We start from the raw sequence: 12,668 nt of genomic DNA on the forward strand, positions 1-12,668 counted from the left end.
AAGTAATCTCCCTGATATTATAAAGACATCAATAGAATAAAATATAGGCAATTTGCCTATATTTTTAAACTTTTGAAAGTTTTACTAATTGTTCAATCATATTTTTTGAAGCATCTTCATTTAACTGTTTTTCATAAGTTGTTAAAATTTCTCTTGCTAAAATATTTGCACCTAAGTGTTGGAACATGATTCTCATAGCCTGAAGACCCTTAGCTCCACCTCCACCACTGTGAGTTGCTAATCCTACAACTTTTTCGTTGAAAGCATCTCTCCAATCTTTAGTCGATCTTGAAGTCCATGCCATTGCATTATTTAGAACAGGAGGCATTACTCCATTGTATTCAGGAGCGATTACAATAAATGCTTTTAAATCTAAAATAGTATTTGCTAAATCTAATGCTGTTTCTGGGATTCCATTTCTTTCTTCTTCAATAGTACTATATAGTGGTAAATCTAAATCTACTAGGTTAATTAACTCCACTTCGCAAGATAAGCTTTCGGCAAGCTCTTTTAATTTATCACCTAATTTTCTATTGTTATTTGCACTTGCAACTAAAATACCAATTTTTGACATATTTAATTCCTTATAATTTATAATATTTTTAGAAGTATATCTTATTTATTACTTATAAAGTGAAATTCTTATATCATTTTAATTAAATTATGATAAAACAGTTGGACAATGAAAAATAATAATGAAAAAAACATTCTTTATATTATAAGATACACACCACCTTTTTTTATTATTTTAATATCTATCATTTTGACTATTATTCTATATTCTGATAAGAAAAAAACTATTTTAGAACAAAAGAAAACTATAAAAAAAGAACTTTTAGAAGAACAAAAACAAATTATTAAAAGTGAAGTAGATAGAACTTATAGATATATTACTTACCTCGAAGAAAACGCTGAAAGAAACTTAAAAAAACACATAAAAGACAGGGTGAATGAAGCTTATAATTTGATAGATGGTATATATAATAAATATAAAAATACTAAATCAAAAAATGAAATTTTTAATCTTATAAAAACAAGTTTAAATGAGCTTAGATATGATGATAAACAAGGTTATTTCTTTGCTTATAATAGATTTTTGGATACTGTTGTATATCCAATCTCAACCGATAGAAGACATTTTAGAAAATTTGATAAATTTGGAAATAGTATCATTGATGAAATAAAAATGACTTTTCAAGATAAAAAAGAAAGATTTGGAACCTACTTTTGGTATAAACCTAATTCCGGTGATGAACAACATAAAAAAATCTCTTACTACAAATATTTTGAAGCTTTTGATATAGTTATAGGAACAGGTATTTATTTAGATGACTTTGAAAGTAGAATACAGAAAAAAGTTTTAGATTATACAAAGCTTGTAAGTTATGGTAAGAATAGTTATATTTTTGTTATTGATTATGATACAGTTTATTTAAGTCATAAAAATGAAGAGTATATTGGTGAAACGGCAAAACAGAATAATGATACAAAATATGTTGATGAAGTAATAGCAAAGCTTATTGGTATTGCAAAAAATGGTAGTGGTTTTTATGAATATATTCAAAATAAAAAGCCAGGTACAAATATTCCCATGAAAAAAACTAGTTATGTAAGAGGAAATAATAACTGGAATTGGCTAATTGGTATGGGTGTTTATAGTGATGATATATTAGAAAGAATAGAAGAAAAAGAGAAACTTATTGATGAAAAATTTGATGAATATATTAAAAATATCATTATAGTTTCTATTCTGCTTACTATTTTATTGTTGTTATTTTCAATTTATATTTCAAATATTCTTGAAGAGAAATTTAATTTATATAGAAATGATATAGAAAAAAAGCAAGATATTTTATTTCAACAATCAAAAATGGCAGCAATGGGAGAGATGATAGGAAACATTGCTCACCAATGGAGACAGCCTTTATCTACTATTACTACTGTATCAAGTGGTATGTCTTTACAAAAGCAAATGGGTGTTTTAAATGATGACTTTTTTGAAGAGGGTACAAAAAAGATTACTAAATCAGCTCAATATTTATCCCAAACAATTGATGATTTTAGAAACTTTTTTAATCCAGCAAAAGAGAAAAATAGTTTTGTTTTAGAAAATGCTTTTAATTCAACACTTGATTTAGTTGATGCACAATTTAGGACTAAGAATATAGAAATTTTTAAAGATATCGAAAAACTTACAATAAACTCATACGAAAATGAATTGATACAAGTTTTTATTAATATTTTAAATAATGCAAAAGATGCCTTTTTAGAAAATGAAATAAAAGGTAAAAGGTACATATTTATAAAAGCTTATGTAGATAAGTCATTACTTGCTATTGAGATAAAAGATAGTGCAGGGGGAATTCCAAATGATATTTTGCCTAGAGTATTTGAACCATATTTTACTACAAAAGCACATAAAGATGGAACAGGAATTGGTCTTTATATGACTAAAGAGATTATTACTAAACACTTAGATGGTAAAATCAGTGTTGAAAATAGTGAATACGAGTTTGAAGATAAAACTTATAATGGAGCACTTTTTAAGATTATATTGCCCCTATAAAAATAGTTAAATATCTTTAAAACTATTTTTTAAAAGGTTCATTATCTTATTTTGTTTTTCTTTTGAAAGTATGTTTTCTTCAAGTTCTTGTAGAATTTTACAAATATCTATAAATCCCAAATTCAAACAAGAGTTTTTGATATAGTTTGCTTTTGCAATAATATTTGATGAGTCATTTTCTTTTATAAAAGTATCAAGTTCATCTAAATCTTTATGTATTTCTTTTTTAAACTTTGATACTATCATTTCAGCTATATTTTCAGAAATACCAATATTTTGTGAAATCTTTTTTATATTAATATCTAACTTTAAGTGTTCATTACTTTGTTTATTTGTATATTTGGCAATAAGCTTTTTTAGTTCGTTTGCATTTATAGGTTTGCTCAAGTAATCATTCATCCCAAGTTCTAAAAGTTTTTCTTTGTCTCCTTTTATTGCATTTGCTGTTAGTGCAATAATAGGAATATTTTTTAGTTTATTTATTCCTTGATAATTTTTTATCTTTTTAAATGAATCAATACCATTTAAAATAGGCATATTAATATCCATTAAAATTAAATCATACTCTTCAGGGCTTTTTATATACTTATCATAGGCAATAGCGCCATTTTCTGCTATTTCAAGATTTATTTGAAGCTCATTTAAAATAGCCTTTAGTAGTTCTTGATTAGCATAATTATCCTCAGCTAATAATATATTTATTTTTGAAGATATATTCTCTTCTAGTCTATTTTGATATTCATCTTTACTTATTTCTTCTTTTGTGTCTTCAAAAACTTCACAAATTAGAGTAAACTTAAAAGTACTTCCTTTATTTTCTTTGCTTTGTATTTCTAAGTTTGAAGCAAAAAGCTTTAAAAGCTCAGTAGATATACTAAGTCCTAACCCTGTTCCAACAGTTTGTTTATTTGATATATCTTCTAATTGAATAAATGGTTTAGTTATAGCTTCAATTTTATTTGAAGCTATTCCTATGCCTGTATCTTTTATAATAAACTCTAATTTTGTCTTATTTTCAAAAGCCTCAATAAGATTTATTCTAAACTCTACCTTACCTTCTTCTTTTGTAAATTTAATTGCATTTGAAAGTAGATTTGTGATTATTTGCTTTAGTCTTAGGCTATCTGTGTTTATATATTTAGGAATATTCTCATCTATTTTAGAAAAGAAATTTAGATTCTTTTCTTTTATTTTATAGGAAAATAAATCTAAAACATCTGTATATATAGCATATATATTTGTTTTACTTTTTGATATATTAAAATTACCATTTTCAATTTTAGAAAAATCAAGAATGTCATTTATTATGGATAATAGTGAATTAGCACTTGAATTTATAATAGATGAGTATTTAATACTTTTTTCATCTAAGCTTTGTGAATCATTGAGAATTTTTGAAAAACCTATTATTGCATTTAGAGGAGTTCTAATCTCATGACTCATATTTGCTAAAAAGTCAGACTTGGCTTGATCTGCTTTTCTAGCTTGAACTAGTGCTTTTTCAAGACTTGCTGTTCTTTCTTTTACTTGATTTTCTAGGTCCTGATTTATTTGCCATAATTCAAAACTTTTTTCTTCAAGAAGCCTTTCACTCTCTTTTCTAGCTTTTCTTTCCCTTTCAAATCTACTTTTCCAAGGGTTATTCTCTTCAATCATTAGATTTTCTTTATAGTAAACTTAACTTCATAAGGTTCATCACAAACAGTTTTATATTTTACATCAAGTGGTTCATTAAAGTACTCTCCACATGCTTCAATAAGACCATGAGCAAAGGCTTCTAATCTTTTGCTTGATTTATATACAAGTTCTAAACTTTCTTCATCTTTTTGAACTGTTTCAAACTTTGGTAAATCAGCATCAGGATAAAGTTTTTTAACTTCTACGTGAACATACTCTTCTACACTATCAATAAAATCAAGAGCATTTCCCACACTTTTAATATCTTTTCCATATAGTTTTACAAGTGTAGAAAATAGATGTTTTCCAAAAATAAATAAAAGATCATTTGGGGCTTTCCCTGTTATTTCAGATAAAGCTGTTAATAGTTTCACCATATGATCAAAAGGATAATTACCACCTTGAGAAAAGGCTCCATGGTTTTCAAGCATAGCTTTTTCTATCATTTTATCTGCAACATCAAAACCTAAAGCTTCTTCTACAAACTCTATCATTTCTGTAAAAATTACACCTCTCATTTTTTCTCCTTATTTTAGTGAATTTATTTTATTTTTTAAACTATTGTAAATTTTTTGAATCTCTAAAGAGCTTAACTCTTCACAACTTTCAAGAGATTGAAGATTAAGACAAATGTCATCTAAAGCAAGATTCAAACAAGAGTTTTTAATATAATGAGCCTTAGCAGAGATATTTTCATGGTCATTGTCTTGAATAAAAGAATGAAGTTCATCTAAATCCTTGTGAATTTCCTTTTTGAACTTTTCAATAATCATAATAGCAATGTTCTTAGAAACCCCAAGCTTAGAAATAACCTTGTCAATGTCAATCTCAAAAGTCTCAACAACTTCCTTCTTGCTTAAATTACTTTCCTCTAAAGATGGCTTAGAGTGCATAGCTTCTTTTTTGTTTAAAAATTTGTCAAATAAAAACTTTAACTCATTAGTATTAACAGGCTTAGATAAATACTCGTTCATACCAATGTTTAAAAATCTTTCCCTGTCACCTTTAATTGCATTAGCAGTTAAAGCAATAATAGGAATAGTACCTAAAGCATGTTGCTTTTCATGTTCTCTAATGGCATTAAATGCCTCAATACCATCCATAATAGGCATGTTAATATCCATTAAAACTAAATCATAAGCCTCAGGTTTAGAAATAAACTCATCTAAAGTTTCTTTCCCATTAGGTTTGATATTATAATTAAGACCGAAACTTTCTAAAATATAAGAGATTAACTCCTGATTAGCAAGATTGTCCTCAGCAACTAAAATGTTTCCATTAAAAGACTCCAATAAAGAGTCTTCATTAATTGAAGGCATAGAATCAACAGCTTTTTTCTGAAGTTCCTGTAAAGCATCATTAACCTTAGAAGCATAAAAAGGTAAAGATAATGCTTGCTCGTTGTCTTCTAAAATAAGCTTAGATAAGTCTTCTTCATATTCAAATAAAATTAAGATAGGATTGTCTTTGTGTAATTGTCTAAAATCATCTAAATTATGATCTTTATTGTAATTGAAGATGTAAATATCTTTAGATGAAGATTTGTTAATGTTAATAGTACCAAAGATAGATAAATACCTTTTAATGTAATGATATAAATCATTGTCAGTATTCTCAACCTTGAAATTTAAATGATGTAAATACTCTTTGTTAGTATGAATAGAATCGTCACAAACATCAAATGTTAAATCAAAGAAAAAAGAAGTACCTAAACCAATAGAACTTTTAATACCAATTTTAGAACCTAAAGCCTCAATAATATGAGAACAAATACTTAGACCTAAACCAGTACCCTCAAACTCCCTAGTAGACTTGTGGTCAACTTGAATAAAAGGTCTGAAAACATTGTCAAGCTTGTCATCAGGAATACCAATACCAGTATCTTTAATTTCAAAGTTAATAGTAGCTTTGCCATCAGAGATGCTTTGTAAAGAGATATTAAGTTCAACCTTGCCATGCTGAGGAGTAAACTTAATAGCATTAGATAAAAGGTTAGATAGAACTTGTCTTACTCTAACACCATCAGTTAAGATACACATAGGGATTCTATGGTCAATGTTAAAAATAAGTTTAAGATTTTTTTCAATAGCATTTTTAGAGAAAAGCTCAATAACATGCTCAGAGATAAAATATAAATCAGTATTGTCAATAGTAATGTCAAAATTACCACTTTCAATTTTAGAAATGTCAAGGATGTCATTAATAATAGATAATAAAGAGTTAGCACTAGATTGAATAATTCTAGCTTGCTTAACTCCATGAATATCTAAAGATTTAGATTTGCAAAGGATGTCAGAGAAACCAATAATAGCATTTAAAGGGGTTCTAATTTCATGACTCATATTTGCTAGGAATGTTGACTTCGCTTCATCGGCTTTTTTTGTATTTTCTAAAGCCTTTTGAAGACTTTGTGTTCTTTGTTCTATTTGCTTTTCTAAAGATTGATTAATTTGAACTAATTGTTTAGTTTTATTATCAACTTTTTCTTCTAAGTGTATATTTAACTCTTTTTGCTCAGTTAATAATATTTTTATTTTATGTGCCATTTCATTAAATGACTTTTCTAGATTACCTATTTCATCATTTGATTTTACTTCTATTTTATAGTCAAAATCATTGTTTGCGAATTTTTTAGTACCAATAAGAAGTTTTTCAATTTTAGAAGATATATAATTAGACATCCAAATAGCAACTGCTATTATAAAAATAATCATAATAAAAGTAAGAACTGTAAGTTCATTTATTAAAGATTTAATAAATGTTTCTACCTCAAAAGTATTATCATCTACTATTTCTTTCATTTGTTCTGTTTGATGTCTTAATATTTTATTTATATTTCTTTTTGTGTCATTTGCCGCTGCATGAAACTCTTCTACATTTGCTCCAATTGTTACAAATCCAAAACCTCTTTTTGAATTTGCATATTGACCTGTATAATATGGAATGGTAGCAGCAGTTGTTAGTTTCCATACCTTACTCCAATAGATAATAAATGAACCATAACCTCCATCTTCAGTTACTTGCATCCATCCTTTACATTGAGGAGCAAAGTTTAAATATCTACAATCAAGTCCAATATTTCCATTATCTTTTAACTGTTTTATATTTGGTTTTTTCTTTAAACTTTGATTTTCAAAAGTAGGGTATGAAGATAGAAATTCATTTATTTCTATATTTGAGTTATAATATTTTTTTGCAGTATCACTACTTAGCCAAGGCATAGCAGGTTTACCTGTATTCTTATCATATCCTACAATAAAATAGTCTCTTGGGTGAGAGATGTTTTTCCCTTTATGATCCCACATAAAAGCATAGTTCCCATTGCTTGCATCAGAGATATTTTGAATAGGGTTGTTACTAGTAGGATTTATTGTATCTGTAAATTGCATAATATGTTCATGATCCAAAGCAAGTGAGATATATCCTCTTTTTTTGCCATCTTTATAAATTGGAGTTACAAATCTTATAATACCTTCAAACTTTTTACCTACAGGATTTTCTTTTCCTGCATAAGCATAATTTTCAGGCTTAAAAGAAATATTTGCTTTTTGTGCTTTTTGTTTACTAAAGTTTCCTATTACTTTTGTGTGTAGTTGTTCTCCAATTACTTCTGATACATATATCTCACCTTTTTTCAGGTTTTGAATTTTTTCGAAATAGCTCTCAGAGTTTATATAAGTGTTTTGTTTTTCTGAAATATTTAATAAATTAGGATTTATTTGTGAAACCTTATATAGTTCATTTCCTTTTAAATCAAAATAGTTTATTTCTTTATAAAGTGGAATAGATTTCTTACTAAATTTAATAGGGTTTGTATAATTAAACTCTTTTTCATTATCTTTTATACTTGCCTCAAGTAGTTCATATTTTTCTTTTGAGGGTTGTTTTGTACTTTTCCAAGTATTTATCTTATCATCATAAATATAATCCTCATGAAGAATAATTTCTTTAGTCTTATTGTTATAAAAACTTTCTAAAGTATTTTTATTAAGTTCTAAATTTGATAATAATAGTATATCTTTATCTCTTTCATACAAAAAAGCTGCTACTTTTTGAGCAATTTCAAAAGATAGCCTTTCAATGGCTAATTGAGACTTCTTATCTAAATTTTTAATACTATCTTCAATTGATTCATTGGCAGTATTCATTATAATCTCTTTATTTTGATTAAATAAAAACCTTGTACTATTTTGAAGATACTCTTCTAGTTTAATAGCACCTGTGTATGCAATATAAGTAATTATAAGTAAAGGAATCACTTTTATTAAAATAAATAGAAGTATTAGTTTTACTTTAATTGAGAAGTTTTTCATTTTAGGCCTTTATGCTACTAAGTTGTTTTCTTATATAGTTAAAACAGTCATTAATTTCATTCACAGATAAATCCATAGAATTTTCAAGAGATTGAAGATTAAGACAAATGTCATCTAAAGCAAGATTCAAACAAGAGTTTTTAATATAATGAGCCTTAGCAGAGATATTTTCATGGTCATTGTCTTGAATAAAAGAATGAAGTTCATCTAAATCCTTGTGAATTTCCTTTTTGAACTTTTCAATAATCATAATAGCAATGTTCTTAGAAACCCCAAGCTTAGAAATAACCTTGTCAATGTCAATCTCAAAAGTCTCAACAACTTCCTTCTTGCTTAAATTACTTTCCTCTAAAGATGGCTTAGAGTGCATAGCTTCTTTTTTGTTTAAAAATTTGTCAAATAAAAACTTTAACTCATTAGTATTAACAGGCTTAGATAAATACTCGTTCATACCAATGTTTAAAAATCTTTCCCTGTCACCTTTAATTGCATTAGCAGTTAAAGCAATAATAGGAATAGTACCTAAAGCATGTTGCTTTTCATGTTCTCTAATGGCATTAAATGCCTCAATACCATCCATAATAGGCATGTTAATATCCATTAAAACTAAATCATAAGCCTCAGGTTTAGAAATAAACTCATCTAAAGTTTCTTTCCCATTAGGTTTGATATTATAATTAAGACCGAAACTTTCTAAAATATAAGAGATTAACTCCTGATTAGCAAGATTGTCCTCAGCAACTAAAATGTTTCCATTAAAAGACTCCAATAAAGAGTCTTCATTAATTGAAGGCATAGAATCAACAGCTTTTTTCTGAAGTTCCTGTAAAGCATCATTAACCTTAGAAGCATAAAAAGGTAAAGATAATGCTTGCTCGTTGTCTTCTAAAATAAGCTTAGATAAGTCTTCTTCATATTCAAATAAAATTAAGATAGGATTGTCTTTGTGTAATTGTCTAAAATCATCTAAATTATGATCTTTATTGTAATTGAAGATGTAAATATCTTTAGATGAAGATTTGTTAATGTTAATAGTACCAAAGATAGATAAATACCTTTTAATGTAATGATATAAATCATTGTCAGTATTCTCAACCTTGAAATTTAAATGATGTAAATACTCTTTGTTAGTATGAATAGAATCGTCACAAACATCAAATGTTAAATCAAAGAAAAAAGAAGTACCTAAACCAATAGAACTTTTAATACCAATTTTAGAACCTAAAGCCTCAATAATATGAGAACAAATACTTAGACCTAAACCAGTACCCTCAAACTCCCTAGTAGACTTGTGGTCAACTTGAATAAAAGGTCTGAAAACATTGTCAAGCTTGTCATCAGGAATACCAATACCAGTATCTTTAATTTCAAAGTTAATAGTAGCTTTGCCATCAGAGATGCTTTGTAAAGAGATATTAAGTTCAACCTTGCCATGCTGAGGAGTAAACTTAATAGCATTAGATAAAAGGTTAGATAGAACTTGTCTTACTCTAACACCATCAGTTAAGATACACATAGGGATTCTATGGTCAATGTTAAAAATAAGTTTAAGATTTTTTTCAATAGCATTTTTAGAGAAAAGCTCAATAACATGCTCAGAGATAAAATATAAATCAGTATTGTCAATAGTAATGTCAAAATTACCACTTTCAATTTTAGAAATGTCAAGGATGTCATTAATAATAGATAATAAAGAGTTAGCACTAGATTGAATAATTCTAGCTTGCTTAACTCCATGAATATCTAAAGATTTAGATTTGCAAAGGATGTCAGAGAAACCAATAATAGCATTTAAAGGGGTTCTAATTTCATGACTCATATTTGCTAGGAATGTTGATTTCGCTTCATCTGCTTTTTGTGCTTTGATTTGAGAGATTATTACATCAGTAATATCAAGTCTAATAGCCAAGAACTCTTCTATTTCATTTTCGTAATTTAAGATAGGAACAATAGTAGTATTTACATAGTAATCTTTTCCTTCTTTATCTTTATTCTTTATCTGTCCTTTCCATATTTGTTTACTTAAAATTGTATTCCATACTTCTTCAAATAGACTAGTTGGCATATCAGGATGTCTTACTATATTGTGATTCTCACCTATTAATTCTTCTTGCGTATATTTAGATATTTTAATAAAGGCATCATTTACATATGTAATTTTTCCATTCTTGTCTGTCTTTGATACTATGGCACTTAAGTCAACGGCTCTTTTATATTGGTTTAAAAGCTTATTAGCATTTCTTAAATCTTGAGTTCTATTTTCTACTTCTGATTCTAGTGTTTCTTTTGCTTCTTTATGTTGCTTTTCATTTTTTTCTGAAATGATATTATAGTGAATCGCTAAAATTAGAATAAAGAATATTAATATTGAAACCATTATCAAAGTTTGTTGAGTTGTTAAAATAAACTCATTTCTATATGGCATACTAACTTCAATAACTCCTCTTACATCACCTAATTTCCAATTGTTTTTAGGAGTATCTGCTCTTGTATTGTGACAATTTACACAAGACATATCAGTAAATACATCAGCAATAGCAACTTTGTATTTTTTTGTACTATTAGAAGAAATTTCTTGTGTGTAAATCTCAGAAGGGTTATTCACTAAATATGAAAGAGTCATCTTTTCATGTTCTTTTAGAACTCTGTTTTCTCTATTTGGAAAAGGATAATTACTATACATTTTAATTTCAATTTCATTCTTAGGTAATAGCAAACTCAAATCATGTAAAAGTGTTGCAGGTAGAGGAATAGTTTTTGTATTTGTTTCGTGATCAAAATTAATATTTATATTCTCATGACCTTTAATTTTACTTATTATTTTTTCCGTATAGTAAGCTCTAGTTTTTTTTAAATTATCAATAAGTTCTAAAGCTTTTTCTTCCATTTGAGTTTTATTGTTTGCATTTGTATACTTTGGAATAATAAAAACCATAGATACAGTAAGTATTATAGTAATTACAAAAATTGGACCAGTAAAGGGATTAATAAAAGGACTTAAAATTTTTTTGCTTAAATTCATTTAGTTTTCTTCTTGAAATGAGTTATAGATATTTTTTACTTCGTCAATATTCTCAACAAAAAGTTCAACAACTTTTGGATCAAAATGTTTACCTTTTTCTTCTATTAAAAGATTCAAAGCATCCTCAAAAGTCCAGGCTTTTTTATATGGTCTATGAGATGTTAAAGCATCAAATACATCAACAACAGCGACTATTCTTCCATAAATATGAATATCTTCACCTTTTAAACCCTTTGGGTAACCAGAGCCATCATACTTTTCATGATGATTAATAGCAATAGTAGCACCTGCTTGAAGATATTCACTTTTAGAGTCTTTTAGTATTTCATAACCAATGTGAGCATGTGTTTTCATAACATCAAACTCTTCTTTATCTAATCTTCCAGGTTTTAATAAAATATCATCTTCAATTCCTACTTTTCCTAAATCATGGAAAGGTGAAGCATAGTAAATAATATCCTGCTCTTTTGGGCTTAATCCATACTCTCTTGCTAGCATTTTAGAATAGTGTGCAACTCTTGATACATGTGAAGCTGTTTCTGGGTCTTTGTATTCTGCTGTTTTACCTAAAATACTTAGTGTTTCATGTTCTCTTTCAATAAGCTCTTTTGTTGCAATTACTACTTCTTCTTCTAAAAGTTTAGCTTTATCTTCAATCAAAAGAGTATTTTTATATAAATTTAGTAAGTTTAAAACTCTTGCTTTAAATAAAGTTGCATTTACTGGTTTATTTAAAAAGTCATTAGCCCCTGCTTGAAAAGCATCATTATGTATATCTTGGTCATTTGCTGCTGTAATCATAATTATAGGCACTTTTGTATTATTCTTTCTAAACTCTTTAATAAAATCAAGACCATTTAGTTGAGGCATCATATAATCTATTAGTATCATGTCAACAGGATTATTTAATACATGCAAAAGTGCATCTAATGGCTCAGAGAAGCTTTTTATATTAAGCCCCATATCATTACAAAAAGCTTCGATTAAAAATAAATTGTTTTCATTATCATCAATAGAAATAATCTTCATATCTTCTAGTTTCAAGTTAATCCTTTTATCTACTTTTAAAGTATATATAAAAATAGTATTT

General features: G+C 27.1%; 7 protein-coding genes. 1 reads left to right on the forward strand and 6 read right to left on the reverse strand.

The genetic code is table 11. From position 1 onward, the window contains the following. Nucleotides 1-64: 64 nt before the first annotated feature. Nucleotides 65-574, reverse strand: a complete 510-nt coding sequence (locus NJU99_RS05655) for an NADPH-dependent FMN reductase (protein ID WP_254577757.1) — start codon at nucleotides 572-574, stop codon at nucleotides 65-67. Nucleotides 575-682: 108 nt separating this feature from the next. Between NJU99_RS05655 and NJU99_RS05660 the strand changes: the two genes are divergently transcribed. Next, the gene (locus NJU99_RS05660; protein ID WP_254577758.1) at nucleotides 683-2,566 is read left to right on the forward strand and encodes a sensor histidine kinase; all 1,884 of its coding nucleotides are present in this window, start codon (nucleotides 683-685) and stop codon (nucleotides 2,564-2,566) included. Between the two features lie 6 nt (nucleotides 2,567-2,572). On the opposite strand, the gene NJU99_RS05665 is transcribed toward NJU99_RS05660, so the two are convergent. The 5 genes from NJU99_RS05665 to NJU99_RS05685 are packed head-to-tail and all read right to left on the reverse strand — an operon-like array spanning nucleotide 2,573 to nucleotide 12,622. Continuing rightward, nucleotides 2,573-4,222, reverse strand: a complete 1,650-nt coding sequence (locus tag NJU99_RS05665) for a response regulator (protein WP_254577759.1) — start codon at nucleotides 4,220-4,222, stop codon at nucleotides 2,573-2,575. Continuing rightward, complete coding sequence (locus tag NJU99_RS05670) at nucleotides 4,222-4,761, reverse strand: heme NO-binding domain-containing protein (protein WP_254577760.1); 540 nt, start codon at nucleotides 4,759-4,761, stop codon at nucleotides 4,222-4,224. Before NJU99_RS05670 ends, NJU99_RS05665 begins: the two co-directional genes overlap by 1 nt. A gap of 9 nt (nucleotides 4,762-4,770) precedes the next feature. Further along, complete coding sequence (locus NJU99_RS05675) at nucleotides 4,771-8,556, reverse strand: ATP-binding protein (RefSeq protein WP_254577761.1); 3,786 nt, start codon at nucleotides 8,554-8,556, stop codon at nucleotides 4,771-4,773. A gap of 1 nt (nucleotide 8,557) precedes the next feature. After that, entirely contained in the window at nucleotides 8,558-11,578 is a 3,021-nt protein-coding gene (locus tag NJU99_RS05680) for an ATP-binding protein (RefSeq protein WP_254577762.1), read from the reverse strand. Further along, nucleotides 11,579-12,622: an HD domain-containing phosphohydrolase gene (locus tag NJU99_RS05685; protein WP_254577763.1), complete on the reverse strand. Its 1,044-nt coding sequence runs from the start codon at nucleotides 12,620-12,622 to the stop codon at nucleotides 11,579-11,581. It lies immediately after the preceding gene. Between the last annotated feature and the right edge of the window lie 46 nt (nucleotides 12,623-12,668).

The organism is Arcobacter roscoffensis, assembly GCF_024267655.1.
GTDB lineage: Bacteria > Campylobacterota > Campylobacteria > Campylobacterales > Arcobacteraceae > Arcobacter_B > Arcobacter_B roscoffensis.